This window comes from Roseateles sp. 22389 (genome assembly GCF_052044995.1).
Taxonomy (GTDB): Bacteria; Pseudomonadota; Gammaproteobacteria; order Burkholderiales; family Burkholderiaceae_C; genus Roseateles.
Window position 1 is genome coordinate 50,715 of record NZ_JBQEOF010000019.1, and the last position, 24,413, is coordinate 75,127.

A 24,413-nucleotide genomic window follows, 5' to 3' on the forward strand; every position below is an offset into this window, starting at 1 on the left:
CCTGCATTCCAGCGCGCGAGTCCTCGCGCATCGCATCCTGGAGCGCCCCGCCATGGTCACGCTGACGCCCGTCGGTCCGACAACCTCTTCGTCCTCCGCCGTCGAACTCACGCCCCCGCCGGGCTCCACCACGGGCGCCCCGCCCCGCCCCGACACCGCCGGTTCGATGCCCACCGGCTCGGGCGGCCAGGCGCTGGAGCCGAACCCGCGGGCGTCGTCGCAGTCCATGCAACCGCCGCCCCGCGCCGACGTGACCACGCTGGCGCAGTTGCTGACGCAAAACCCGCCCCCCACGACACCAGCGCCCGCGACGTCATCCACCGCCGCCGTGGCCCAGGCCCGGCCCGTCCAGCGCACCGACCCCGTCACCGCGCTCGAGGGCGTGCTCGCCACGACCCCGGCCGATCCGGCGCGGCTGGCCCAGCTCAAGACCGACTACGGCGCCACCCGCGAGGACATGACCCGCTTCCTCGGCCGCTTCGAGGCGGCGCTGGTGCCTTCCGCGTCGGCGGGCGCGCAGCTGGCCGACCTCAACGACCACAGCCACGTGCTGAAGCTCACCGCCCACGGCCCGCACGGCATGACGGTGGCCGAGCGCCTGCCGGTCATCAGCCAGACGCTGCCCGGCGAGGCCGAACCGCGCTTCTTCGTCAAGGGCTATGGCGACCGGCTGATCAAGCTGGCCGACCTGGAGGCGCTCGAAGGCTCGGGCATGCTCGCCCACCGGCCGCCGCACGGCGGCGCCGAGCCCGACCTGGAGGCCGGCCCGCCCCGCGCGGACCGCCCCTCGCTGCCCCGCGGCGACATGGAGACCTCGCTGCGCTCCTCGATCAAGCAGCTGTCGATGGACTCCGAGCTGCACGCGCGGCGCTCGCTGGCCGAGTCCGACGACCCGATCATGCAGATGCCGCCCAACCCGAGCGCGATGCCCAAGGAAGCGCAGTGGTGGTCCAGTCCCGAGACCGCGACGCTGCCCGGCTTCGGCCCGACGCTCGCGAATGGCCTGACCGCGCTCACCCCGCATTTCTACAAGTCGGAGCGCCTGTTCCTCATCACCGCGATGGAAGGCTACGAGGAGTTCCAGGGCCGCCCCACCCCGCCGTCCGACCGGCCGCCCGCCCTGCGCGCGCAGACCGCCGGGGACCTGGAACATCCGCCCTCCGCGGTGAACGTGGGCGGGCCGGTGCTGGCCAAGATCCGGGGCGTCAAGCAATGGGAGGTGGTCGGCCCGGCCGAGCTGACCGGCGTGAAGTCCGCCAAGGGCGCGCGCGCCTTCGAGGCGCTGATGGACACGCTGCGCGAGCAGCTCGGCCAGGCCCGCGCGGAGGGGGCGAGCGCCAAGCCCGTCGTCATCCGCTTCACCACCGACGACCAGGCGGTGCACGAGCTGACGGCCAGCACCCAGGGCGCCCGGTTGCGCTTGGTCAACCCGACGCCGAGCGCCGGCCACGGCGACAGCGCCGGGATGATGCAGGCCGGCCATGGCGCCGCGGCCGACATCGACCTGTACTCCTACGAGGGTCAGTACAACGGCCTGCGCGCCAGCAAGTCCGGCACGCCCGAGCCGGCGCTGGTGCTCTCCACCGGCGAGGCGCTGCCCGCCGGACCGCTGATCAAGGGCGCCGGGCCCCTACCCCTCTCGGTCATCACGCGCACCGCGCGCGCCGCGATCCGGCTGGGGACCTCGCAGCCCGCCGTCGGCCTCGGCAACCAGCGCCTGTTGGATTACACGATCAACACCGCCGTCAAGGTGGCCGCCAAGACCGGCGTGGTCTACGGATTCAACATGCTGGGCCGCGTGGCGGCCGCCGGCATCGGCGTCGCCGGGCTGAGCAGCCAGGGCGGCGGCAACATCGGCTTCGACGGCCTGGCCAAGGCGGTGGGCTGCATGGTGGCGGCGCAGGAGGCCACCACCTTCGCGATGGCGCAGTTCGGCAAGATGATGCCGGCGCACTTCCAGTGGCCCGAGGGCCGGATGGGCCGGTTCGCGATCCGCGCCATGCTGCCCAGCGCCGAGGAGATGCTGCGCCTGTCCCTCAACATGAAGCTGCAGCAGGCCTTCGGGCTGCACCGCGGCAACGCGGTCGACGTGATGGCGCTGGCCTCCGCCTCGGTCGCCAAGGGCGGCGTCGAATGGATGAAGTCGCGCGCCGGCGATCCCGCGAACCACGCCGCCGCCCACCTGTCGCTGACCCTGCTCTACAACACGATCTACAACGTCGCGCGCGGGGTCTCCAACGCGTTCACGCTGCCGGGTGGCGACGGCCATCCGTCGGCGCGCACCGTCGGCGCCACCCTGACCGCGCGCGCCATCGGCCGGCTCGACACGATGTACGAGCCCATGCTGACCACGATGCTCAACAGCGCCGGCTTCGTGGGCGACAACGCCAGCGCCTACGACCACCAGATGAGCCGCGAGACCCGCGGGATGGGCGACCCGATCTCCATCATCGACCGCGCCATCACCGACGTCTCCAACGCCGCCACCGGACTGACCGGGCGCAAGCTCGAGGAGAACCAGACGGCGATGATGATGCTGCTGAACGTGCGCGAGGGCATGGAGGGCGTGCGGCAGTACCTGAGCCGCTTCCCGCTGGAGCACGAGGCCGGCCGCTTCAGCGAGATCGGCGCCGAGCTGGCGGCGGTCCACGACTCGATCCAGCATGCCTCGCAGCCGCTGCATCCCGAGCGCGAGAAGGAGATGGACCTGCGCCTGCAGGAGAAGCTGGACGCGCTCATCGAGGCGGCGGATGGCGGGCCGGCGGCCGACGAGGCGCAGGACCGCCCCGAGGCGCTGCGCTACGACGTCGCGCTGCTGGATGCCAAGGACCGCGAGACCTTCGAGCGGCAGAGCCGCGCCGCGCGCGAGCAGTGGTCCTCGCGCGGCAGCCAGCCACAGACCAGCCAGTTCCACGAGATCGTCAACGACTACAGCAACCGCGGCCGGCCGGTCGACGCGCGCCCGGGGCTGCTGCTCGATTCAGCGGAGGTGCCGCGCAACGTGACCACCTGGACGCGGCGCGGCCAGGCGGCGGCGTGGCCCACCACCCAGCTGATGGCCGACGCGCCCGGCATCCACACGCCGCGCACCGACACCGGACTGCCGCCGGTGTCCGAGCTGCTGCAGAAGCGGGCCACGAACTCGGCCTTCCTCTACACCGTCGAGTCCGGCATGTTCCACCTGCCGCTGCGCTTCGACTACGTCGGCCAGCTGCAGTACCAGCCGATCCGCCCCAAGAGCGCGATCAGCGTGCCGCACATGGTGCTCACCGCCTCGGCCCACAAGCCGGACGGCGGCGAGGGCCTGGTCGATCCCAGCGCCATCCTGGACGTCAACCTGGCGGCGCGCTACGCGCCGAAGTTCCCCGCCAACCTGGACCGCGCCGCGGTGACCGAGGCGTCCTACATCGCGCCCGGCGGCCAGACCCGCTTCGGTCAGCCGGTGGAGGCCGGGCAGTCGCCCAACAAGACCGTCACCGAGGGCGAGGTGGTCGCGCTCACCGAGATGTACTCGGCCACCACCTCCAGCCGCATGGCGGCCTACTTCGGCGCCGGCATCAATGCCGGGGCGACGCGCGACCGCAGCCTGCGCATCCACGCCAAGCTGCTCAGCGGTGTGAATTTCGCGAAGGTGAGCGACCTGGCCCAGGGCGAGGTGGTGGCCGTGCCCGGCGTGCTGATGCGGGTGCGCAAGATCGACGCCGACGCCGGCAAGGGTCCAGGCGTGGACGCCCCGGGGAAGAACGTGCAGGACCTGGGCCAGGTGGTCTATTTCGAGCAGGTCAACACCTACGAGCTGGAGCAGCGCTTCCTGGCGAAGAAGGCGCAGCCGTCGGTGGACCTGCGCGAAGGCGAGGAGGCGATGGAGCCGCGCTCGGGCCATCTGCTCAAGGCCACGCGTCAGCCGGCGCCGGACGCCTGGGTCTTCGACCTCGGCGAGGACCGCTTCCGGCGCCTGGACGCCGTGAAGGACGCGGGCCGGCAGGTGCTCGAATGGTCCAACAACAAGAGCTACTTCCTCGGCCGCGGCCTGGAGGACATGGACCGCGCCGGCGACCAGGGCCCGCCCGAACGCGCGCGCTGGCTCCATCCCTACAGCGGCGACCAGTCGATGCGGGCCATCAAGGAGGCGACGCATGCGCTGATCCTGGGCAAGGACCCGCTGGTGTCGGAGGGGCTGCTGGATCTGGCGACGGAGAACGTCCATCACGCCCACTTCCGCGAGGCCGGCGGTTATGCCGCCACCGACGCGGCCCGCGAGGCCGCCGCGCAGCGCCAGGCCATCCGGGAGCAGGCGGGCGCCGTGGCTGACGCCATCGGCGAGAAGGCGCTGTCCAGCCCGCTGTCGACGCAGGACGCCGCGTCCTTCAGCTGGCTCATGACCAGCCTGCTGCGCAAGCGGATCGAGCTGGTGGTGCTCGACACGGCCGGCCAGGCCGAGCACACCCCCTTCGACATGACCTACGACAAGATCGACCTGAAGCGGGAAGCCGCGCTCAGCGACCTGTCGGACAAGCGCCACGAGCCGGCGCATGTGATCGTGGTGTCGCCCGATGGCGTCTTCACGCCGCAGGTGCGCGGCGGGCGCCGGGAGATGGTCCGGATGGACGAGGCCGGCGACGGCCCGACGCTGGGCGGCCTGGTGCACGCGCTGGTCCGGCAGGCCTATCCGGAGGCCGGCCACTACGCCGAGGACACCGCCGGGGGACTGCGGCCCGACAAGGCGGCGCAGCGCAGCGCCCAGGACATCCTCGACACCATGAAGGACGCCGCGCGCGCCGACTACCGGCCCTTGCAGGAAGCCCTGGTGAAGCAGTTCGGCGTGCCGCCAGCGGCGGTCGAGTCAACGCGCTGAGCCCGGCGCAGGCGTGTCGCAAGCCCGCCTTTTCGCCGGAAACCCGATGCGCAGCGCCATGGAGCGGTCCGCTCACGGATAATGCGCGGATGCCTGCTATTCAACTGACCCCCGCCCAGCGCAAGGAAAAGCGCGCCGACGCCCACCATCTCGACCCGGTCGTGATGATTGGCGCCGATGGCCTGACGGCCGCCGTCACCAAGGAGGTCGACGCCGCGCTCAAGGCCCATGGCCTGATCAAGGTCCGCGTGATGTCCGACGACCGCCAGGGCCGCGAGGAGATCCTGGCCACGCTGGCCGAGCAGCTCGACGCCGCCCCGATCCAGCACATCGGCAAGCTGCTGGTGCTGTGGCGCCCGATGCCGGAGAAGGAAAGGGCCGTCAAGGAGGACGCCCGCTCCGCGCCCAAGGTCGTGAAGATCGTGAAGTTCTCGAAGAGCGGCAACAACCGTCCGCAGATCAAGAAGGTCACCGTGCTGGGCAACCAGCGCGTCACCCAGGGCGGCGAGGTCAAGCGCGCGAAGAAGCCGCGTCAGACCAGCCTCAAGAAGTCCAGCCAGGGCTGAAGCCGACGCCGCCTCGCGCGGGCGGCCAGGTCCGGCACCAACGAAAAGACGGCCCGCGGGCCGTCTTTCCTTTTCTTCGCTTCCGATCAGCGGGGCTGGGGTCCGCTCACGCGCCACGCCAGCGCAAGCACGGCGATCGTTCGCAACCCGAAGAACACCAGCGACACCGCATGCAGCTGCAGGAAGGTCCAGCTGCCCTGCCCCTGGCGCGCGGCGTCCATCATCGGCTGCAGCGCGTAATAACCGGCGGCGGTGAAACCGATCGCCAGCAGCGGCAGCCAGAAGCCCGGATTCATCGCCGATCCGCCGACCACGCCGTCCCGATGCAGGCGCCGTTCCATCAGGATCAGCAGCACGCCCACGGCGAGCGCGAAGCGGGCATCCATCTCGAACAGCCGCGCGACGTACTTGCCGGCCATCGCGCGGTCCAGCGTCGCGAACGCGTTCGGCGCGGCCAGCAGCGCCACCGCCAGCAGCTCGCCGGCCCACAGGGCGGCCAGCAGCGCACGGATCCGGAGCAGCATCGGCGAAGGCCTCAGATGTAGCGGACCTCGACGATCTCGTAGCGCTTGATGCCGCCCGGGGCCACCACCTCGGCCACGTCGCCGGCTTCCTTGCCGATCAGCGCGCGGGCGATCGGGGAGCTGATCGAGATCAGGCCCTGCTTCAGGTCGGCCTCGTCGTCGCCGACGATCTGGTAGGTCACCTCGTTGCCGGACTCTTCTTCCTCGAGGTCCACGGTGGTCCCGAACACGACCTTGCCGCCCGCGTCGACCGACGCCGGGTCGATCACCTGGGCCGACGACAGCTTGCCCTCGATCTCCAGGATGCGGCCCTCGATGAAGCCCTGCTTGTCCTTGGCGGCCTCGTACTCGGCGTTCTCCGACAGGTCGCCCTGCGCGCGCGCCTCGGCGATGGCGTTGATCACGGCATGCCGCTCGACCGTCTTGAGCCGATGCAGTTCTTCCTTGAGCTTCTCAGCGCCGCGCTTGGTCAATGGAATCGTCGTGGCCATGTCTCTAGAACCTTGAAAAACAAAACAAACCGCCGCTGCCGCTCAGGGTCGCTGAGCAGCGGCGGCGGAATGGATGGCGCAGTTTAATGCAGTTCGGCGTGCAGTTCCTGCAGCGATTGCACCAGCAGGCCATCCTTGTGCTTCATGCCTTCGACCGCGGCTTCGCAGCCGGCCATCGTCGTGTAGTAGGTCACCCGGTTGGCCAGCGCCGCCTGGCGGATGTGACGGCTGTCGGCAATCGCCGTGCGCGTCTCGTCGACGGTGGTGAACACGAGCTGGATGTCCCCGCCCTTGATCATGTCGACGATGTGCGGGCGGCCGTCCTTGACCTTGTTGACGACGCGCACCGGCACGCCGGCGGCCTCGATCGCCGCGGCCGTGCCCTTGGTCGCCACCACGCCGAAGCCCAGCGCCGCCAGGTCACGCGCCAGCGCAACGGCACGGTCCTTGTCGTTGTTCTTCACGGTGATCAGCACGTTGCCCTGGCGGGGCAGGCGCGAGCCCGCGCCCAGTTGGCTCTTCAGCATGGCCTCGCCGAAGGTCCGGCCGGCGCCCATGACTTCGCCGGTCGAACGCATTTCCGGGCTGAGGATGGGATCCACGCCGGGGAACTTGTTGAACGGGAAGACGGCTTCCTTGACGCTGAAGTAAGGGGGCTGGATCTCGACCGGCGGCTTGCCGCCGGCGGCCTTCTGGTCCTTGAGCTTGACGCCGGCCATGCAGCGCGCGGCGATCTTGGCCAGCGGCTGGCTGGTCGCCTTGGAGACGAAGGGCACCGTGCGCGAGGCGCGCGGGTTCACCTCGAGCACGTACACCGTGTTCTCGGCCAGGCCCTTGGTCACATCGCCCTGGATCGCGAACTGCACGTTCATCAGGCCCACGACCTTCAGCGCCTTGGCCATCGCCGCGGTCTGGCGGCGCAGCTCGTCCTGCAGTTCCTTGGACAGCGTGTACGGGGGCAGCGAGCAGGCCGAGTCGCCGGAGTGGATGCCGGCCGCCTCGATGTGCTCCATGATGCCGCCCATCATCGTGTCCTCGCCGTCGCAGATGCAGTCGACGTCGACCTCGACCGCGTCCTCCAGGAAGCGATCCAGCAGCACGGGCGACTTCTCGCTGACGCGCACGGCCTCGCGCATGTAGCGCTCCAGGTCCTTGTCGCCGTGGACGATCTCCATCGCGCGGCCGCCCAGCACGTAGCTCGGACGCACGACCAGCGGGTAGCCGATCTCGTTGGCCAGCGCGACGGCCTGGTCTTCATTGCGCGCCGTGCGGTTGGGCGGCTGCTTCAGGCCCAGCTCATGCAGCAGCTTCTGGAAGCGCTCGCGGTCCTCGGCGATGTCGATCGAATCGGGCGTCGTGCCGATGATGGGCACGCCGTTGGCCTCCAGGTCCAGCGCCAGCTTCAGCGGTGTCTGGCCGCCGTACTGCACGATCACGCCGACCGGCTTCTCCTTCGCCACGATCTCCAGCACGTCCTCGAGCGTCACCGGCTCGAAGTACAGGCGGTCCGAGGTGTCGTAGTCGGTGGAGACCGTCTCCGGATTGCAGTTGACCATGATGGTCTCGTAGCCGTCCTCGCGCATCGCGAGCGCCGCGTGGACGCAGCAGTAGTCGAACTCGATGCCCTGGCCGATGCGGTTCGGACCGCCGCCCAGCACCATGATCTTCTTCTTGTCGGTGGGGTTGGCCTCGCACTCCTCGTCGTAGGTCGAGTACATGTAGGCGGTCTGCGTCGCGAATTCGGCGGCGCAGGTGTCGACGCGCTTGTAGACCGGACGCACGTTCAGCGCGTGACGGGTCTTGCGGACCTCGTGCTGATTGGTGCCGAGCAGCTTGGCCAGGCGCTTGTCCGAGAAGCCCTTCTTCTTCAGCAGGCGCAGCTCGTCGGCCGACAGGCCGGCCAGCTCGCGGCCCTTGAGGCTCTGCTCGATCTTGATCAGCTGCTCGATCTGGGCCAGGAACCACGGGTCGATCTTCGTTTCCTCGAAGACCTCGTCCAGCGTCATGCCGATGCGGAAGGCATCGCCCAGGAACAGGATGCGCGACGGGCCGGGCTCGCCGATCTCCTGCACGATCTCCTCGCGATCGGCGCTGATCTCGCTGAGGCCGTCGATGCCGGTTTCCAGGCCGCGCAGCGCCTTCTGGAACGATTCCTGGAAGTTGCGGCCCATGGCCATCACCTCGCCGACCGACTTCATCTGCGTCGTCAGGCGCGAGTCGGCCATCGGGAACTTCTCGAAGGCGAAGCGCGGGATCTTGGTGACGACGTAGTCGATGCTGGGCTCGAACGAGGCCGGCGTGATGCCGCCGGTGATGTCGTTCTTGAGCTCGTCCAGCGTGTAGCCCACGGCCAGCTTCGCGGCGATCTTGGCGATCGGGAAACCGGTGGCCTTGGAGGCCAGCGCCGACGAGCGCGACACGCGCGGGTTCATTTCGATGACGACCATGCGGCCGTCGACCGGGTTGATCGAGAACTGCACGTTGGAGCCGCCGGTGTCCACGCCGATCTCGCGCAGGATCGCGATCGAGGCGTTGCGCAGCAGCTGGTATTCCTTGTCGGTCAGCGTCTGGGCCGGGGCCACGGTGATCGAGTCACCGGTGTGGATGCCCATCGGGTCCAGGTTCTCGATCGAGCACACGATGATGCAGTTGTCCGCCTTGTCGCGGACCACTTCCATCTCGTATTCCTTCCAGCCGATCAGCGATTCCTCGATCAGCAGCTCATTGGTCGGAGACAGGTCGAGGCCACGCTTGCAGATCTCCTCGAACTCCTCCGGGTTGTAGGCGATGCCGCCGCCGGTGCCGCCGAGCGTGAAGCTGGGGCGGATGACCATCGGGAAGCCGCTGCCGCCGATCTCGGCGTGAATGCGCTTCTGCACCGACCAGGCCTCTTCCAGCGAGTGCGCGATGCCCGACTTCGCGGAATCGAGACCGATCTTGGTCATCGCGTCCTTGAACTTCAGCCGGTCCTCGGCCTTCTCGATCGCCTTCTCGTTGGCGCCGATCATCTCGACCTGGTACTTCTCCAGCACGCCGTGCTTGTGCAGGTCGAGCGCGCAGTTCAGCGCGGTCTGGCCGCCCATGGTCGGGAGGATCGCGTCGGGGCGCTCCTTGGCGATGATCTTCTCGACCACCTGCCAGGTGATGGGCTCGATGTAGGTGACGTCCGCCGTGTCGGGGTCCGTCATGATGGTCGCCGGGTTGCTGTTCACCAGGATGACCTTGTAGCCCTCCTCGCGCAGCGCCTTGCAGGCCTGGGCGCCCGAGTAGTCGAATTCGCAGGCCTGGCCGATGATGATCGGGCCGGCGCCGATGATGAGGATGCTCTTGATATCAGTACGCTTGGACATGTGTCGGCTCCCCCTTCATCAGGCCTTGGACATCAGACCGATGAAGCGGTCGAACAGATACGAAATGTCGTGCGGGCCGGGGCTCGCTTCCGGGTGGCCCTGGAAGCAGAACGCCGGCTTGTCGGTGCGGGCCAGGCCCTGCAGCGTGCCGTCGAACAGGCTGACGTGCGTCGCGCGCAGGTTGGCGGGCAGCGTGCCGGGATCGACCGCGAAGCCGTGGTTCTGGCTGGTGATGCTGACGCGGCCGTTGTCCAGGTCCTTCACCGGATGATTCGCGCCGTGGTGGCCGAACTTCATCTTGAAGGTCTTGGCGCCCGAGGCCAGCGCCATGATCTGGTGGCCCAGGCAGATGCCGAAGGTCGGGATGCCGGCCTCGATCAGCTGCGCGGTGGCCTTGATCGCGTAGTCGCAGGGCTCCGGATCGCCGGGGCCGTTGGACAGGAACACGCCATCGGGCTCGAGGTCGAAGACCTCCGAGGCCGGCGTCTGCGCCGGCACGACGGTGATGCGGCAACCACGCGAGGCCAGCATGCGCAGGATGTTGCTCTTGACGCCGAAGTCGTAGGCGACGACGTGGAACTTGGGCGCGGTCTGCTCGCCGTAGCCCTTGCCGAGCGTCCACTCGGTCTCGGTCCAGGTCTCGCGTTCGGTGCGGCTGACGACCTTGGCCAGGTCCAGGCCCGCCATGCTGGGCGCGCCCTTGGCGGCGGCGATGGCCTCGTCGATGTGGGCCTGGGTGATCTGCTCGCCGGCGCTCAGCGCCAGAATGCAACCGTTCTGGGCGCCCTTCTCGCGCAGCACGCGCGTCAGGCGGCGCGTGTCCAGGTCGGCGATGGCGACGGTACCCTCATCCTTCAGATACTGTCGCAGCGTGCGGCCCTTGCGGAAGTTCGAATCGAGGACCGGCGCCTCCTTGATGATCAGGCCAGCGGCAAAGATCTTCGACGCCTCGACGTCCTCATCGTTCACGCCATAGTTGCCGATGTGCGGATACGTCAGGGTGACGATCTGCCGGCAATAGCTGGGGTCGGTGAGAATTTCTTGGTAGCCGGTGAGCGAGGTGTTGAACACCACTTCACCAATGGTCCGGCCGGCGGCGCCGAGCGCGGAACCCTTGAAGACCGTGCCGTCTGCCAGGGCAAGAATCGCGGGGGGAGCGGAAAGCAGATCGGGCAGCACGGGAAACTCCGTTGTTGTGCGCGCGCCCGGCTCTGCTTCAGGGCCCTGGACCGCCGCCGGCACGCGCCGTGGACGGCTGGCGCGCGGGTGCGACCGGGTCTCCTGTGAGGGAGTCGATCCGTGTGGGATCCGATGCGATCGGGGGTGAAGTGTGCGGGACGCGGTAGGTTGCGGGTAAACCTGCTGAGTATAACTCGTCGGGGTATCTACGGAGAAGATTTGCGCAAACCGCTGGTGTTGGCGCGCCCTGGACTGCCACCCTCGAGCGCTTGGCCGCCAAGGCATGAGGCCCCTGCGTCGAGCGCAGAAACCTCACGCCTTGCCGTCCCCGATCCACCGAGGACCCCGCGACGCAGGACTGCGGGGATGAAGTGGACTGGAGTCGATCGATGGCGCGGTCGGAAGTACGAATTCCGGTTCGCGCCGGGGGCTTCAGCCGAGGGCGGCGATGCCTGCCTTCGCGACTTGCGCATCCTCGTTGGACTTCACGCCGCTGACGCCGACGGCGCCCACGCAGAAGCCCTCGACCATCACCGGCACGCCGCCCTCGAGCAGGCCTTCCAGCGGCACGCTGAGGAAGGCGTTGCGGCCGTTGTTGACGATGTCCTCGTAGACCTTCGATTCACGACGGCCCAGCGCCGCCGTCTTGGCCTTGGCCGGCGCGATCACCGCCGAGGTCGCGGCGGCATTGTCCAGGCGCTGCAGCCACAGCAGGTGACCACCGTCATCGACGATCGCGATCGTCACCGGCCAGTTGTTCTTGAGGGCTTCGGCCTCGGCCGCGGCGGCGATGCGCTTGACATCGTCCAGGGTCAGGAAGGGCTTCTGTTTCATCTGCGGCCTCGTGGCGGTGATTGAAGGAAAGACGATCACTTTAACGAAGCCTTAAGGGCCGTGCCTACAATCGACGCCAACTCTCACTTCATGGGGCGCACGCACATGAACGACCGCATCATCGACCTGAACCCGGGCGGCTACGGCTCCTCGCTGTCCGCCGACCGCCAGCGCGTCCTGCGCAACACCTACGCGCTGCTCGCGCTCTCCCTGATCCCCACCGTCCTGGGCGCCTGGATCGGCGTGGCCACCGGCTTCCTGGCCGCGATGGGCACCGGCGCCAGCATGATCCTGTTCTTCGTCGGCGCCTTCGGCCTGATGTTCCTGGTGGAGAAGACCAAGCATTCCGCCGTCGGCGTCGCCGCGCTGCTGGGCTTCACCTTCTTCATGGGCCTGATGCTGTCGCGCCTGCTCGCGACCATCCTCGGCTTCAAGAACGGCGGCACGCTGATCATGACCGCCTTCGGCGGCACCGCCGCGATCTTCTTCGCGATGGCGTCGCTGGCCACCGTGGTCAAGCGCGACCTGTCCGGCCTGCAGAAGTTCCTGTTCGTCGGCGCCGTGATCGCGATGATCGCCGGCATCGCCAACGTGTTCCTGCAATCGACGGGCGTGCACCTGGCGCTGCTGGTGGCGGTGCTGGGCATCTTCTCGGCCTTCATGCTGGTGGACGTCAAGCGCGTCGTCGACGGCGGCGAGACCAACTACATCAGCGCCACGCTGAACATCTACCTGGACCTGTACAACGTGTTCACCGCGTTGCTGCAGCTGCTGGGCATCTTCGGCGGCGACCGCGACTGACCGGTCACCCTCCCCCAACGAAAAACGCCTCGGGTCCACCGAGGCGTTTTTTCTTGTCCGGGACGCGGGACCGGTGCGGCATCAGTGCGGCGTCCGGCCCTGGGCCTTGTCCAGCTCCGGATGGGCGCTGGGGGCGGCGTCACCGCCGTCGCCAGCGCTTTGGCCAGCGCCCTCTCCGGACGCGTCGGGACGATGCACCACCACCGGCTTGATGGCGCCGCTGCCGATGAAGCGCGCGTATTCGCTGCGCGGCACGACGGCGCTCAGTCGGGCGTCACCGTCGTCCCAGCCGATGGTCACGTCGATCTCGTTGATCTCCACGGCCACCGGCCCCGGACGGATCGTCACGAGCGGACCGTCGCCGGTGCGGTAGGTGACCTCCCCACAGACGAAGGCCTGCTGGCTCAGCGGATGCTCGTTGAGCGATTGGCGCTCGGAGGACGCGTCGCCCATGGAGGCGTCGGCGGGATGTTCGGGGGGCAGCGGGGGTCGGGCGCTCATGGCAGGTCCTCCTGGGAATCGTCCCGCCCCAGTTCATCGAGCCACTGCCACATGCGCAGCGCCAACGCGGTGGCGGTGCAGGTGGACAGCGTCATCAGCATCAGCATGTTGTCGTCCATGATGGGCCTCGAACCGGAGCGGGATCAGGTTGCGATGGACGCATCCTCGCCGCGGCGGCGGCCGGGACGAAGCAGCGGGCACCGCGAGGCGCTGTAGGTGCTGTCCCACAGCGGGCGCGACGCGCCGGAGCGCGTCCCCACAGGCCAGGGAGCAAGGCGCTCGCCAGCCCCTTTTGCAAAGCTGGGTGAAGTCCGGGGCGGCCACCGCGCGGGCCGTCAACGTCGCGGAAACGCCTTCCGTTGAGCCCACACGCTGTAGGACGACATCCGACATGGCCCACCGTCCGGCACCGACATCGCGCACCGAGTTGCGCTTATGGGAAGGACCATGGCCAACGCCGATAGTGAAAGCAAAGGAACTCACCAGGAGAACGACATGAGCCTCCTCCAGATTGCCGCCGACGCCGCCCCGCAATTCGAAGTGCGCTTCGAATCGATCTTCGACGCCGGACGCGCGATGTCCTTCCCATGCGATCCCCAAGGGCATGTCGACCTCGACAGCCTCCCGGCCCGCGCCCGCAACAACTACTTGTTCGCTCGCGCCATGGTCGGCAAGGATTACCTTCCGCCCGCGGTGCGCGGTCGCACCAACCACTGATCCGGTCCTGCGGATCCGACGCCGCGGCGGCACGGGTCCGGCAATTGCCAAGTCCCATCGTCACCTACTCGCTTCTGAAAGGAGTTCGTATGAATTGGGATCGCATCGAAGGCAACTGGACCCAGCTCAAGGGCAAGGTCCGGGAGCAATGGGGCAAGCTGACCGACGACGACATCGACGTGATCGCCGGCAAGCGCGATCAGCTGTCCGGCAAGATCCAGGAGCGCTACGGCATCGCCAAGGACGAGGCCGACAAGCAGCTCGACGACTGGCAGACCCGCGCCGATGACCGCTGGCTGAGCTGATTCCGCTCCGGGTCCTTGACTGCGCCGGCACGGTCCGGCGGAACGCCCGGGGCACCCGCCCCGGGCGTTTGATGATTGACTGCTTCCTCCCTGTTGCCGCGCTGCACCTCCAGGTCGGCGCGGCTTTTTTGCGCCAGCGCGCTCTGCAGCGAGCGCGGCGGAGCGCGCTCAGCGTGTGACGGCCGGGGTGGCTTCCTCGAACCGGTCGACGGTGCGCAGGGGCTTGAACAGGGCCGCCCAGCCAGCGACAACCCCCAGCGTGCAGACCGCGCCCGTCACCGCTGCGGGGACCGCGCCCAGCGCCGCGGCGGCGCTGCCGGCGCGGAACTCTCCCAGCTCGTTCGACGAGCCAATGAACAGCATGTTCACCGCGTTCACGCGGCCGCGCATCTCGTCGGGCGTCGAGAACTGCACCAGCGCGCCGCGGATGTAGACGCTGACCATGTCCGCCGCGCCGGCGATCGCCAGCGCGCCGAAGGACAGCCAGAAGGTCGTCGACAGCGAGAACACCAGGTTCGCCAGCCCGAACACGGCCACCGCCGCGAACATCGCCTTGCCGACATGGCGGTTGAACGGCCGCAGGCTGAGGTAGAAGCCCGCCGTGACCTCGCCAACAGCCATCGCGCTGCGCAGCGCGCCCAGGCCTTCCGGCCCGGCGTGGAGCACCTCGTGCGCATAGATCGGCAGCAGCGCCACCACGCCGCCCAGCAGCACCGCGAACAGGTCCAGCGAGATCGTCCCGAGGATGATCGGTCGCGACCGGATGAAGTGGATGCCGGCGCCGAAGCGCTGCCAGATCGTGCCGCCGGCCGGCGACGGCGGCGCGGCGAAGCGCACCGGCACCGCGCCGACCAGCAGCGCGGTGCCCAGGGCGAAGCAGACCAGGCAGACCAGGTAGGTCAGCCCTGCCCCGCCGAAGCCGTACAGCAGGCCGCCGAGGAACGGGCCGCCGATGCTCGCGACGCGCAACAGCATGCTGTTGGCGGCGATGGCCTGGGCCAGCTGCTCGCGCGGCACGATCTGCGGCAACAGGCTCTGCAAAGCCGGGCCGGAGAAGGCCCGCGCGCAGCCGAACACCACCAGGACGGCGTAGATGCCGGTCACGCCGGCATGGCCGTGCCCGGCCAGCCACCACAGCGCCAGGCTGCAGGACGCGCTGACGCCCCAGCTGAGGGCCAGGATCGGCTTGCGGCTGAAGCGATCGATCAGGTCGCCGGCCGGCAGCAGCAGGAGCAGCATCGGGATGAACTGCGCCAGGCCGACATAGGCCAGCGCCAGCGGCTGGCGCGTGAGGTCGTACACCTGCCAGGCCACGACCACCGCCTGGATCTGGCCGGCGAACACGGCGGCCAGGCGGCACACCAGGAAGGCGGTGAATCCCGGATGCCGGAACACGCTGACGCGCGGGGCTGGCGAAGCGTCGGACGGGGAGGCGGGATCGGGGGTGGAAGCAGGTGGAGCAGTCACGGCGGCGGTGTGTTCGGGGCCTTCTTGGTCGGGCGCCGGCCAGTTTAGCCAGCCGGTCCACCCGCCTGGGCGCAGGGCGATGTCACACGTGCGCGGGCTGTTTCGTCTTGTCGTTACCAACCCTCTTTTCACCCCGGAGCCCACGATGAGCCAACGCTTCAACTACATGCAACAGTCCGCCCCCGCCTTCAAGAAGCTGGTGGAGCTGTCCATGGGCCTCAAGGAAAGCGGCCTGGAAACCGGCCTGCAATACCTGGTCGAGATGCGCGCCTCGCAGCTCAACGGCTGCGCCTTCTGCCTCGACATGCATGTCAAGCAGGCGGTGATGGGCGGCGAACGCGCCCTGCGCCTGCACCACGTCGCCATCTGGCACGAATCGCCGCTGTTCTCCGCCCGCGAACGCGCCGCGCTGCGCTGGACCGAGGTCCTCACCCGCATTCCGGACGGCGGCGTGTCCGATGCCGTCTACGCCGAAGTGCGCGAGCAGTTCAGCGAGAAGGAACTGTCGGACCTGACCTGGCTCGTGGCCTCGATCAACGCTTGGAACCGCTTGAATGTCGCGGTCGGCAGCGTGCCCGGCACGCAGGACAAGGCCTTCGGACTGGACAAGGCCGGCCTGGTCTGATCCGCGCCAGCAAAGATCCACGTCGGCAAAAGAAAACGGCGCCCTTCGGGGCGCCGTTGCAACAGGTGTCGACAGGGGGATCCGGGCGATGTTCGAGTTGTTGGCCCGGATCCGCCGGTTCAACGACAGCGCGGTCCGGACCTGGCCGGCTCGCGCCCCCACCGGGGTTGTCTGGTTGAGCGGGATCAGCGCTGGATCAGCGCTGGCTGTAGCGGGCCTTGGCCGAGTTCACACACACGTCCTTGGCGTCGCCGGACAGGGTGTTGCACTTCTCGGAAGCCAGCTTGTAGTCGGCCTTGACGCGGGTTTGCTCGGCGTCATCGACGGCCTCCGCCACCTTCTTGTTCATCTTGAGTTCGGCCTTCGCCTTCTCGTAGGCGGTCTTGGCCTCGCGCTGGCAGACATCCTTGGCCTCGCCCGAGCGATCGTCGCAGCGCTCCTTGGCCACCTCATAGCGCGCCTCGTAGCGGGTCTCGATCAGCTTGGCCTCGTCCTTGGCGTTGCCGCTGTAGTTGTATTCCAGCTGGGCCAGCGCCACGTCCTCGCGACCCTTGGCCTCCTTGACGCAGATGTCCTTGGCATTGCCGGACAGCTTGTCGCAGGCATCCTTGTCGACCTTGTAGGTCTTCTTGATGTCGTCCTTCGCGCCGTCGTAGACCGACTTGGAGAAGTTGGCGGCTTGCGCCATGCCGGCGCACAGGCTCAGGGCGGCGGCGATCAGGGCGGCGGTAGCGGGCTTGTTCATGGCGATCCTTTCTTTGTTGTGGAGGGCAGCAGTTCAGTCAGCAGTTCGAGCGATGACGGGGATCGTCACTTTCGCAACAGGCTCATCACGAAGGTCGCGACGGCCATGATCACGAACACGAAGAACAGGATCTTCGCGATGCCGGCGGCACCGGCGGCGATGCCGCCAAAACCGAACAACGCGGCGATCAGGGCAATGACGAAGAAGACAACGGCGTAGTGCAGCATCTTGGTTCTCCTGCGCGGCACCGTGCCGCGATGGAATGACTGTAGGGACTGGCCCGGCCGCCGCGGGCAGTCCCGCACCGCAACCCCGCGTCGGAGCGTCAACCGCCGCGCTGTAGGAGAGGACCTACCGCGCCGGACTACGCGGAACCGCGCCCCGGCGCGCGCCCCAAGACGGCAGCGCCAATGCAAAAGCCGGCTGACGCCGGCTTGCAAGGAGAAGGAAATGCGGTGGTGCGATGGGGCCGTTACCAGATCTTCTGGAAGGTCACGCCCACGCGGCCGCCACGCGGCCGGAAGGTCAGCGAGGACTGCCCGCTGAGCTCCATGCGGAAACCCTTGCGCAGGTCCGCATAGGGCTTGCGGGTGTTGAAGACCATGCCCACCCGCAGCTGGCGCTGATCCCGGTTGTTGATGCCGGGGACGGTGAGTTCATCGATCTGGGCGCGCTGCGCGTCGACGAGCGGCGTCTGCACGTAGGCATGCGACCGCGGCCCGGTCGGCAGCGCCAGGCCGACCAGCACGCCGGCGTCGCCGGCCGCGCCCGGCCTGGCGTTCTGGTACGGCGTCGAATACAGGCCGCCGCCGATCGCGGCGCCGCGCTGCTCGACACCCACGCCCAGCCGCAGTCCGCTGCCGGACCAGGGACGGGCCCACAGCATCGTCTGCGTGGCCTGCGGCGCGCGGCCGTACCAGGCGGCGGCGCCGGCGGGCTGGTTGGCGGTTGCCAGCGGCTCGGCGGCATGCTGCGTCACGGTATAGCGGCTGCTCGCCGCGGCACTCCGGCCGGTCGCCGCCTGTCGCGACCGCTCGGACAGGCTTCGGCCGGTCAGCTCGACATGGTCATCCAGTGAGGTCGGCGACAGCTCGCTGGCGGGTCCGGCCTGAGCGAAGCTCAGGGCGGCCGGGGCCAGCACGGCCATCAGCAGCAGGCGGGGGCAGCAGGCATTCATGACTCAACTCCCGTACTTGATGACAACTTAGGACGCGGGTTGCGACAGGAAAATCTCGATCCGACGATTGGCGGCCCTTCCGGCCTCGGTGGCATTGCTGGCCACGGGCTGGCGTCCGCCGCGCCCCTCCACCAGCAAGCGGCCGCGCCGCACGCCGTGGTGAACCAGGTATTCGCGCACGGTTTCCGCCCGATCCAGCGACAGCGGCCCGTTCACCGCATCGCCGGCCGAGCTGTCGGTGTGCCCGACGATGGTGATGCGGACCTGCTCGTCCAGGTCGCGGCTGGCTTCATCCAGCGCGGGGCGCATCGCCGGCTTGAGCTCGGAACGACCCAGGTCGAAGGCCGCATCGGTGGGCAGGGTCAGCTTGAGCTGGTTGTCCGCGGTGCGGACCACGCCGATGCCGGTGCCTCCGCTGGCTTGCACGACGGCCAGACGGCGCTCCTCCATGCGGGGGGACCACAGATTCCCGCCGATGACGGAGCCGGCGGGAAGCGCCGGCGTGACGGTGGTCGACGGTGAGGTCGAGGGGGCACCCGAATGGCCCCCCATCGAGGCACAGCCGCCCAGCGCCATCAGGGCCAGCGCCAGGACCGGCAGGCTGGCCGCCGCGAGCCACCGCCAGCGCGGGCCGGCGAGGACGCCTGGCGCGGCTTCGGCGACGTGACGGGAGCGGACTCGGGGGCGGCGCATGACAGTCTCCAGGCGGGCTGTGGGCTCGGTCACACGATAGAGGGACCTCGGTTGAGCGTCATGCTAGGGAGATCGCGGGGGTCCGGGTGTAGTCGGCTGGCGGAAGCGCGGGTCAGACAGCACCGACACGCGCCGCGCCAAGGCGTCCGGGACCCTTGCCCCGGCAGCGATTCTCAGGCGCTCAGTTCGGTGCCGATGGACGGCTGGTCGTCCAGCGGGAGCAGATCGGCTTCGGACAACTCGGCCGCATCGACTTCCTCGTCGTAGGCGGCCTGGTCGCCGGCGTCGCGGTGCGCGATCAGCGGCTTGTCCAGCGGGCGGTAGATGCGGCTGCGCAGGCGCGCCAGGCGTTCGGAACCGGCCACTTCCAGGGCGACGCGCTCGGGATCCAGCAACATCGCGAACGGGTTGGCGGCGAAGTCTTGGGTCGTGGTCAGCATCTCGGTCTCCGGCGCCGACACCGTGTCGGCATGGGATGAACTGTAGAGACCGACCCGGGCCGCCAACAGTGGGCGGGCCGCCAAACCGCGTGTCAGACGGATTCCTAGGGGAATGCCAGCAGCTGCCTCACCGCGCCGTGCGGCGTGTGACCGATGCCTCGGAAAGGCGCGGGAAAGCGTCGCGCCGGGGGACGCCGCCTACGGCGCCGACGTGACGGCGGCCTTCGGACGCGCCCGGGCGAGCTTGTCCAGCTTGTCGGCCATCTCGTCCTGCCCGGCGCGGCGGGCGAAGTCGGCCGCGCTCAGCTGATGGTCGTTGCGCAGCGTGACGTCCGCGCCGGCGGCGATCAGGATCTCGGCGCCGCTCAGCCCGCCGTAGCCGGCCGCCATCATCAGCGGCGTCGTTCCATTGGGCGACCGCGCGTCGATGTCCGCGCCCTGCCCGACCAGCCAGCGCACCAGGTGCTCGTTCGGGCCGGCGGCCGCGTAATGCAGCGCGGACCATCCCGGCTCGTTGACCAGCGCGCCGCGCCTGACCAGCTCGCGCGCGATGTCCAGGCTGCCCTTGATCGCGGCCAGCATCAGCGGCGTCTCGCCGGCCTGGTTGATGGCGTTGACGTCGGTGCCGGGGCTCTTGAGCAGCGCCTCGACCGCCTTGCCGGACTCCTCCCGGATCGCCACGTGCAGCGCCGTGTTGCGCTGCGCGTCGCGGACGTTGGGATCGGTGCCCGCCAGCAGCAGCTTCATGACGGTGGCGGCGTGGTCGTTCCGCGCGGCGACATGGAGTTCGGGCGGCGCGACGGCCTCCGACGCCGCCACCACGGGCGCCCGGGCGTCGAAGCGCCCCTGCGCCCACGCTGGCGCGAGCAGCCCCGCGGCCAGCGTCAAGCCGCCCACCGCCGCGAATGCCTTGAATGCCTTGAATGCCTTGAACGCTGCCAGCGTCGCCGGCACCAACCACCGGCCGCGACGCGGCCCGCTCGATCGCCCCGCCATCTCAGGCCGCCTCCGGCAGCCGGAACAGCCGCCGCGTGTTGGCCGTGCATTGCGCCGCCAGGTCCTCGACCGGCACGCCCCGGACCTCCGCCACCAGCTTGGCCACATGCGGCACGTAGGCCGGCTGGTTGAGCTTGCCGCGGAACGGCACCGGGGCCAGGTAGGGGCTGTCGGTTTCGATCAGCAGGCGGTCGGCGGGCACGATCTTCGCGACCTCGCGCAGATCGGCCGCGTTCTTGAAGGTCACGATCCCCGAGAACGAAATGTGGAAACCCAGGTCCAGCGCCGCCCTGGCGACGTCCATGGTCTCGGTGAAGCAATGCACGACGCCGCCGGGCTGGCCGGCGTCCTCCTCGCGCATCAGCCGCAGCGTGTCCTCGGCGGCGGAGCGGGTGTGGATCACCAGCGGCTTGCCGGTCCGCTTGGCGGCGCGGATGTGGTTGCGGAAGCGCTCGCGCTGCCATTCCATCTGCTCGACGGTGCGGCCGTTGAGGCGGTAGTAGTCCAGGCCCGTCTCGCCGATGGCGACGACCTTGGCCTGCGCCGCGCCGGCGACGAGCTCGTCGACGCTGGGCTCATGGACCTCGTCGCTGTCCGGATGGACGCCGACCGTCGCGAACAGCGGTGCGTGCGCCGTGGCCAGGGCGTGCACCTCGGGGAACTCCTCCATCGTCGTGCAGATGCAGATGGCCTGGGTCACCCGGGCCGCGTCCATCGCGGCCAGCAGGTCGGGGAGCTGGGACTGGAGCTCGGGGAAGCTCAGGTGGCAGTGGGAATCGATGTACATCGCGGGAACTCTGGGCCGGATCGCGACGCGGCGCAGCGCCCGGCGGAAATGCCCTTGGCAGGCAGAGGCGCGGAGCGCGCCGCGCGAGGTCAGCCGGACGCCGTCCGCTGGGCGCGGCCGGCGATCGCGGCGTTCAGATGGTCTGCGTCGGCTTGGCCGAGGAGATCGCCGTGCCCAGCAGTTCCTCGATCTTCAGCTTGATCAGCCGGGTCTTCTCGTCACCGGGGAACCGCACGCCGACGCCCTGGGTGCGGCCGCCCGACGCGTTGGCCGGCGTCAGCCAGGCGACCTTGCCGGCGACCGGATAACGGTTGGGATCCTCGGGCAGGGTCATCAGGAGGTAGATGTCCTCGCCCAGCTTGTATTCGCGCGTGGTCGGCACGAACACGCCGCCTTCCGAAAAGATCGGGATGTAGGCGGCGTAGAGGGCACCCTTCTCCTTGAACACCAGCTGGATCACGCTGGGTCGGGCACCGCCGGCGGGGGCCGGGACGGGAGCGGACGCGGGCGGAGTGGTGCTCATCGGTTTCAGGCTGAGTTCGCTCATGGGCGCCGAGTCTACTCGCCGCGCCCGCGGGTCAGATTCGGTTACCGCGCCGGCCGCATCGCCTGTTGCCCCTGGGCCACCAGCGATTCCATCAGCAGGCCGGCATTGAGCGGATGGTCCGCATGCCGCGCCGCCTGCTGCAGCGTGCGGGCCCACTGGTCGAGCGCCGCGCGCACCGCCGGCAGCTTGGGCAGCGCGTCGCGCGGGAAGTAGGCCGGCCCGGCGCCGTGGGCGATGCGCATCAGGTCATGCACCAGGCGCTGCATCGCGGCGATCGCGCGCGGCACCGGCCAGTCGGTCAGCGCGCTGGCCTCGCCCCGCGCGATGCGGCGCGGCAACTCCAGCCACGTCTTGGCGCCGACGCCCTCCTCGCTCCACAGCAGCGCCTCCTGCGGCCGGCCGCCGGTGGCGTCCAGCAGCACGCCGGGCTGGTCCACGCCCTGCGCCGTCAGCCAGGCCAGCGCCGCCTCGCGCGCGGGCAGCGCCATCTGCAGCGGCTGGCAGCGGCTGCGGATGGTCGGCAGCAGCTGCTGCTGCGCCGCGCTCGCGAGCACGAAGCGCAGCAGTCCGGCCGGCTCCTCCAGCGTCTTGAGCAGCGCATTGGCCGCGATGGTGTTCAGCGCCTCCGCCGGGTAGACGACCACGACCTTGGCCCGCCCCCGCGCCGCGCTGACCTGCGCGAACGCGAGCATCTGGCGGACCGCCTCGATCTTGATCTCCTTGCTGGGCTTGGTCTTGGCGGCCTTGGCCGAGCCGCCGCCCTCGCCTTCCGCCTCCATCGCGCCGAAACCCAGCGGCTCGCGCAGCGCGTCGGGCAGCAGCACCTGGAAGTCCGGATGCGAGCGCGAGCGCAGCAGGTGGCAGCTCGCGCAGCGGCCGCAGCCGGGCTGGTCCGGCGCCGGGCGTGCCTCGCAGAGCCAGGCCTGCGCCAGCAGCAGCGCCAGGTCGAACTGGCCGACGCCGGCCGGTCCCTGCAGCAGCAGCGCGTGGCTGCGTCCCTGCGTCAACGCCTGGTGCAGCGGCGCGGCGAGCCAGGGCAGCGGCAGCTGGCCGCCATCGGCCAGCGCGGCGGCGCCGTCGGCGGTCACGGAGGATTCGCTCACCATCCGCGGCGCTCCAGCTCGGCGCGGATCTGGGCCGCGACGCCCTCGATCGTGTCGCCGGCATCGATGCGGACGATGCGGCCCGGCGCCGCTTCGGCGCGGCGCTGGTAGCCCTCGCGCACGCGGGTGAAGAAGTCGAGGTCCAGCTGCTCGAGCCGGTCGGCGTCGCGGGCCTGGGCGCGGCGCCCGGCCGCGATCGCGGGGTCGACGTCGAACCAGAAGGTCAGGTCCGGCTCCCGGCCCTGCTGCACCCACTGCGCCAGCGTGCCCAGCACCTGCAGGTCCATGCCGCGGCCGCCGCCCTGGTAGGCGAAGCTGGCGTCGGTGAAGCGATCGCAGAGCACCGTCCGGCCCGCGGCCAGGGCCGGCGCGATGACGCGCTGCACGTGGTCGCGGCGCGCGGCGAACACCAGCAGCGCCTCGGTCAGCCCATCCATGTCCTGGTGCAGGAACAGGTCGCGCAGCGACTCCGCCAGCGGCGTGCCGCCCGGCTCGCGGGTCTGGACCAGGTCCGCGCCGCGCTCGCGCAGGCGCTGGGCGACGGACTCGACATGGGTGGACTTGCCCGCCCCGTCGATGCCCTCGAAGGTGATGAATCGGCCGCTCACGCGTGGATGCTCTCTCGGAAAAAAGCGCAGCGCGGACGCTCAGCGGCCGCGCTGGTACTTGTTGACCGCGCGATTATGCGCGGCCAGGTCCTCGCTGAACTGGCTGGTGCCGTCGCCGCGCGACACGAAGTACAGCGCCTTGGACGGGGTCGGATGCAGCGCCGCCTGCAGCGCCGCCAGGCCCGGCATCGCGATCGGCGTCGGCGGCAGCCCGCCGCGGGTGTAGGTGTTGAACGGGGTGTCCGTCTGCAGGTGGATGCGGCGCAGGTTGCCGTCGAAGTCGGTGCCCAGCCCGTAGATGACCGTCGGATCGGTCTGCAGCGGCATGCCGGCCTTGAGCCGGTTGATGAACACCGCCGCCACCAGCCCGCGGTCCGCGGCGGCGCCGGTTTCCTTCTCGACGATGGAGGCCAGGATCAGCGCCTCGTCCGCGCTCTTGAGCGGCAGGCCGTCGGAGCGGCCGGACCAGGCGCTCTCCAGCCGCTTCTGCATCAGCGCATGGGCGCGCTTGAGCACCGTCAGGTCGCTGACGCCGCGGCTGTACGCGTACGTGTCAGGGAAGAAGCGGCCCTCCGGCGCCTGGCCGGGCGCGCCCAGCGCCGCCATGATCTGGGCGTCGGTCATGCCGGCGGTCGTCTGCTTGNTTGAGCGCCGGCGCGGCCGCGATCGCGGCGCGCAACTGGCGGAAGTTCCAGCCCTCGATCAGGCGGAGCTGCTCCAGCACCTGGTCGCCGCGGACCATCTTGTCCAGCAGCTCGCGCGGCGTGATGCCGGCATGGACCTCGTAGCTGCCGGCGCGGATCTTGCGCGCCTGCCCCGAGTAGCGGAACCACGCGTACAGGAAACGCGGATCGGTCTGCACACCGGCCCCGACCCAGGCCTGCGCGACCTGCTGCGGCGGCGTGCCGGGTTCGATCGAGAGCTCCAGGCTGTCCTTCTCCAGCGCCAGCGGCGCCTGCAGCCACCACCAGACGGCGCCGCCGGCGCCCGCGGCCAGCACCGCCAGCGCGACCAGCACGGACAGCAGCCAGCGTCCGATCCGGCCCGATTGCTTCTTCGATTTCCTCGCGGCGCGGCGAGGGTTGTGCTTCGCGCGTGACAA

Annotated in this window: 24 protein-coding genes and 1 pseudogene; 6 read left to right on the forward strand and 19 right to left on the reverse strand. The window is 69.6% G+C overall.

Annotation, left to right across the window (positions count from 1 at the left end):
- Positions 1–52: 52 nt before the first annotated feature.
- Complete coding sequence (locus ACTJKJ_RS21700; protein ID WP_440821976.1) at positions 53–4,855, forward strand: hypothetical protein; 4,803 nt, start codon at positions 53–55, stop codon at positions 4,853–4,855.
- An 89-nt stretch (positions 4,856–4,944) separates the two neighbouring features.
- A complete protein-coding gene (yhbY, locus tag ACTJKJ_RS21705) occupies positions 4,945–5,421 on the forward strand; it encodes a ribosome assembly RNA-binding protein YhbY (protein WP_440821978.1) in 477 nt (158 codons plus the stop codon).
- Positions 5,422–5,507: 86 nt separating this feature from the next.
- Here yhbY and ACTJKJ_RS21710 read toward each other — a convergent pair whose 3' ends face one another.
- From ACTJKJ_RS21710 to ACTJKJ_RS21730, 5 genes are all read right to left on the reverse strand, one after another.
- On the reverse strand, positions 5,508–5,945 hold the full coding sequence (locus ACTJKJ_RS21710) for a DUF4149 domain-containing protein (protein ID WP_440821980.1): 438 nt from the start codon (positions 5,943–5,945) through the stop codon (positions 5,508–5,510).
- Positions 5,946–5,956: 11 nt separating this feature from the next.
- On the reverse strand, positions 5,957–6,436 hold the full coding sequence (gene greA, locus ACTJKJ_RS21715; RefSeq protein ID WP_091733466.1) for a transcription elongation factor GreA: 480 nt from the start codon (positions 6,434–6,436) through the stop codon (positions 5,957–5,959).
- Positions 6,437–6,519: 83 nt separating this feature from the next.
- Positions 6,520–9,786 carry a carbamoyl-phosphate synthase large subunit gene (gene carB / locus ACTJKJ_RS21720; RefSeq protein WP_440821982.1) on the reverse strand — a complete coding sequence of 1,089 codons (3,267 nt, stop codon included), beginning with the start codon at positions 9,784–9,786 and terminating at the stop codon, positions 6,520–6,522.
- A gap of 18 nt (positions 9,787–9,804) precedes the next feature.
- Complete coding sequence (gene carA, locus ACTJKJ_RS21725) at positions 9,805–10,965, reverse strand: glutamine-hydrolyzing carbamoyl-phosphate synthase small subunit (protein ID WP_440821984.1); 1,161 nt, start codon at positions 10,963–10,965, stop codon at positions 9,805–9,807.
- A 432-nt stretch (positions 10,966–11,397) separates the two neighbouring features.
- A complete protein-coding gene (locus ACTJKJ_RS21730) occupies positions 11,398–11,799 on the reverse strand; it encodes a GlcG/HbpS family heme-binding protein (protein ID WP_091733461.1) in 402 nt (133 codons plus the stop codon).
- A gap of 105 nt (positions 11,800–11,904) precedes the next feature.
- Between ACTJKJ_RS21730 and ACTJKJ_RS21735 the strand changes: the two genes are divergently transcribed.
- Positions 11,905–12,600, forward strand: coding sequence for a Bax inhibitor-1/YccA family protein (locus ACTJKJ_RS21735; RefSeq protein WP_440821987.1), 696 nt, complete (start codon positions 11,905–11,907; stop codon positions 12,598–12,600).
- Positions 12,601–12,681: 81 nt separating this feature from the next.
- Here the strand turns inward: ACTJKJ_RS21735 and ACTJKJ_RS21740 are convergent, their stop codons facing one another.
- A complete protein-coding gene (locus ACTJKJ_RS21740) occupies positions 12,682–13,101 on the reverse strand; it encodes a hypothetical protein (protein ID WP_440821989.1) in 420 nt (139 codons plus the stop codon).
- The gene (locus ACTJKJ_RS21745; protein ID WP_255488672.1) at positions 13,098–13,220 is read right to left on the reverse strand and encodes a hypothetical protein; all 123 of its coding nucleotides are present in this window, start codon (positions 13,218–13,220) and stop codon (positions 13,098–13,100) included. The genes ACTJKJ_RS21740 and ACTJKJ_RS21745 overlap by 4 nt, the downstream gene beginning before the upstream one ends.
- Before the next feature lie 328 nt (positions 13,221–13,548).
- Here ACTJKJ_RS21745 and ACTJKJ_RS21750 point away from each other — a divergent pair, with 328 nt between their 5' ends.
- Positions 13,549–13,818 (forward strand): hypothetical protein, encoded by a 270-nt coding sequence (locus tag ACTJKJ_RS21750; RefSeq protein ID WP_310735081.1) that lies wholly within the window; start codon positions 13,549–13,551, stop codon positions 13,816–13,818.
- Positions 13,819–13,907: 89 nt separating this feature from the next.
- A complete protein-coding gene (locus tag ACTJKJ_RS21755) occupies positions 13,908–14,123 on the forward strand; it encodes a CsbD family protein (protein ID WP_091733455.1) in 216 nt (71 codons plus the stop codon).
- A gap of 168 nt (positions 14,124–14,291) precedes the next feature.
- Here ACTJKJ_RS21755 and ACTJKJ_RS21760 read toward each other — a convergent pair whose 3' ends face one another.
- Positions 14,292–15,590: an MFS transporter gene (locus ACTJKJ_RS21760; RefSeq protein ID WP_091733453.1), complete on the reverse strand. Its 1,299-nt coding sequence runs from the start codon at positions 15,588–15,590 to the stop codon at positions 14,292–14,294.
- Between the two features lie 145 nt (positions 15,591–15,735).
- Here ACTJKJ_RS21760 and ACTJKJ_RS21765 point away from each other — a divergent pair, with 145 nt between their 5' ends.
- Positions 15,736–16,215: a carboxymuconolactone decarboxylase family protein gene (locus ACTJKJ_RS21765; RefSeq protein ID WP_440821992.1), complete on the forward strand. Its 480-nt coding sequence runs from the start codon at positions 15,736–15,738 to the stop codon at positions 16,213–16,215.
- Positions 16,216–16,411: 196 nt separating this feature from the next.
- Here the strand turns inward: ACTJKJ_RS21765 and ACTJKJ_RS21770 are convergent, their stop codons facing one another.
- The 11 genes and pseudogenes from ACTJKJ_RS21770 to mltG all read right to left on the reverse strand — a co-directional run bounded on the left by ACTJKJ_RS21770 (position 16,412) and on the right by mltG (position 24,350).
- Positions 16,412–16,960 carry a hypothetical protein gene (locus ACTJKJ_RS21770; RefSeq protein WP_147239700.1) on the reverse strand — a complete coding sequence of 183 codons (549 nt, stop codon included), beginning with the start codon at positions 16,958–16,960 and terminating at the stop codon, positions 16,412–16,414.
- Positions 16,961–17,025: 65 nt separating this feature from the next.
- Positions 17,026–17,187: a DUF1328 domain-containing protein gene (locus ACTJKJ_RS21775; RefSeq protein WP_091733447.1), complete on the reverse strand. Its 162-nt coding sequence runs from the start codon at positions 17,185–17,187 to the stop codon at positions 17,026–17,028.
- A gap of 245 nt (positions 17,188–17,432) precedes the next feature.
- Positions 17,433–18,137, reverse strand: coding sequence for a hypothetical protein (locus tag ACTJKJ_RS21780; protein WP_440821995.1), 705 nt, complete (start codon positions 18,135–18,137; stop codon positions 17,433–17,435).
- Between the two features lie 27 nt (positions 18,138–18,164).
- Positions 18,165–18,830 carry an OmpA family protein gene (locus ACTJKJ_RS21785; protein WP_440821997.1) on the reverse strand — a complete coding sequence of 222 codons (666 nt, stop codon included), beginning with the start codon at positions 18,828–18,830 and terminating at the stop codon, positions 18,165–18,167.
- Between the two features lie 173 nt (positions 18,831–19,003).
- Entirely contained in the window at positions 19,004–19,270 is a 267-nt protein-coding gene (locus ACTJKJ_RS21790) for a hypothetical protein (RefSeq protein ID WP_091733441.1), read from the reverse strand.
- 198 nt (positions 19,271–19,468) lie between these two features.
- Positions 19,469–20,266, reverse strand: a complete 798-nt coding sequence (locus ACTJKJ_RS21795; RefSeq protein ID WP_440821999.1) for an ankyrin repeat domain-containing protein — start codon at positions 20,264–20,266, stop codon at positions 19,469–19,471.
- Between the two features lies 1 nt (position 20,267).
- Positions 20,268–21,053, reverse strand: coding sequence for a TatD family hydrolase (locus ACTJKJ_RS21800; protein ID WP_343604935.1), 786 nt, complete (start codon positions 21,051–21,053; stop codon positions 20,268–20,270).
- 133 nt (positions 21,054–21,186) lie between these two features.
- Positions 21,187–21,576: a PilZ domain-containing protein gene (locus tag ACTJKJ_RS21805; RefSeq protein ID WP_091733888.1), complete on the reverse strand. Its 390-nt coding sequence runs from the start codon at positions 21,574–21,576 to the stop codon at positions 21,187–21,189.
- Between the two features lie 65 nt (positions 21,577–21,641).
- Entirely contained in the window at positions 21,642–22,706 is a 1,065-nt protein-coding gene (locus ACTJKJ_RS21810; protein WP_440822001.1) for a DNA polymerase III subunit delta', read from the reverse strand.
- On the reverse strand, positions 22,700–23,311 hold the full coding sequence (gene tmk / locus ACTJKJ_RS21815; protein WP_091733433.1) for a dTMP kinase: 612 nt from the start codon (positions 23,309–23,311) through the stop codon (positions 22,700–22,702). Before tmk ends, ACTJKJ_RS21810 begins: the two co-directional genes overlap by 7 nt.
- Before the next feature lie 39 nt (positions 23,312–23,350).
- A pseudogene (gene mltG / locus ACTJKJ_RS21820) lies at positions 23,351–24,350 on the reverse strand (endolytic transglycosylase MltG).
- Between the last annotated feature and the right edge of the window lie 63 nt (positions 24,351–24,413).

Excerpts from the sequence above, each read along its gene's own strand:
- ACTJKJ_RS21810 (WP_440822001.1), bottom strand. The coding sequence starts at position 22,706 with ATGGTGAGCGAATCCTCCGTGACCGCCGACGGCGCCGCCGCGCTGGCC.
- ACTJKJ_RS21770 (WP_147239700.1), bottom strand. The coding sequence starts at position 16,960 with ATGAACAAGCCCGCTACCGCCGCCCTGATCGCCGCCGCCCTGAGCCTG.
- ACTJKJ_RS21795 (WP_440821999.1), bottom strand. The coding sequence starts at position 20,266 with ATGGCGGGGCGATCGAGCGGGCCGCGTCGCGGCCGGTGGTTGGTGCCG.
- ACTJKJ_RS21700 (WP_440821976.1), top strand. The coding sequence starts at position 53 with ATGGTCACGCTGACGCCCGTCGGTCCGACAACCTCTTCGTCCTCCGCC.
- ACTJKJ_RS21780 (WP_440821995.1), bottom strand. The coding sequence starts at position 18,137 with ATGAATGCCTGCTGCCCCCGCCTGCTGCTGATGGCCGTGCTGGCCCCG.
- ACTJKJ_RS21785 (WP_440821997.1), bottom strand. The coding sequence starts at position 18,830 with ATGCGCCGCCCCCGAGTCCGCTCCCGTCACGTCGCCGAAGCCGCGCCA.
- ACTJKJ_RS21735 (WP_440821987.1), top strand. The coding sequence starts at position 11,905 with ATGAACGACCGCATCATCGACCTGAACCCGGGCGGCTACGGCTCCTCG.
- ACTJKJ_RS21755 (WP_091733455.1), top strand. The coding sequence starts at position 13,908 with ATGAATTGGGATCGCATCGAAGGCAACTGGACCCAGCTCAAGGGCAAG.
- carB (WP_440821982.1), bottom strand. The coding sequence starts at position 9,786 with ATGTCCAAGCGTACTGATATCAAGAGCATCCTCATCATCGGCGCCGGC.
- ACTJKJ_RS21745 (WP_255488672.1), bottom strand. The coding sequence starts at position 13,220 with ATGGACGACAACATGCTGATGCTGATGACGCTGTCCACCTGCACCGCC.
- ACTJKJ_RS21790 (WP_091733441.1), bottom strand. The coding sequence starts at position 19,270 with ATGCTGACCACGACCCAAGACTTCGCCGCCAACCCGTTCGCGATGTTG.
- ACTJKJ_RS21710 (WP_440821980.1), bottom strand. The coding sequence starts at position 5,945 with ATGCTGCTCCGGATCCGTGCGCTGCTGGCCGCCCTGTGGGCCGGCGAG.
- ACTJKJ_RS21775 (WP_091733447.1), bottom strand. The coding sequence starts at position 17,187 with ATGCTGCACTACGCCGTTGTCTTCTTCGTCATTGCCCTGATCGCCGCG.
- ACTJKJ_RS21730 (WP_091733461.1), bottom strand. The coding sequence starts at position 11,799 with ATGAAACAGAAGCCCTTCCTGACCCTGGACGATGTCAAGCGCATCGCC.
- ACTJKJ_RS21800 (WP_343604935.1), bottom strand. The coding sequence starts at position 21,053 with ATGTACATCGATTCCCACTGCCACCTGAGCTTCCCCGAGCTCCAGTCC.
- ACTJKJ_RS21750 (WP_310735081.1), top strand. The coding sequence starts at position 13,549 with ATGGCCAACGCCGATAGTGAAAGCAAAGGAACTCACCAGGAGAACGAC.
- greA (WP_091733466.1), bottom strand. The coding sequence starts at position 6,436 with ATGGCCACGACGATTCCATTGACCAAGCGCGGCGCTGAGAAGCTCAAG.
- ACTJKJ_RS21765 (WP_440821992.1), top strand. The coding sequence starts at position 15,736 with ATGAGCCAACGCTTCAACTACATGCAACAGTCCGCCCCCGCCTTCAAG.
- ACTJKJ_RS21805 (WP_091733888.1), bottom strand. The coding sequence starts at position 21,576 with ATGAGCACCACTCCGCCCGCGTCCGCTCCCGTCCCGGCCCCCGCCGGC.
- yhbY (WP_440821978.1), top strand. The coding sequence starts at position 4,945 with ATGCCTGCTATTCAACTGACCCCCGCCCAGCGCAAGGAAAAGCGCGCC.
- ACTJKJ_RS21740 (WP_440821989.1), bottom strand. The coding sequence starts at position 13,101 with ATGAGCGCCCGACCCCCGCTGCCCCCCGAACATCCCGCCGACGCCTCC.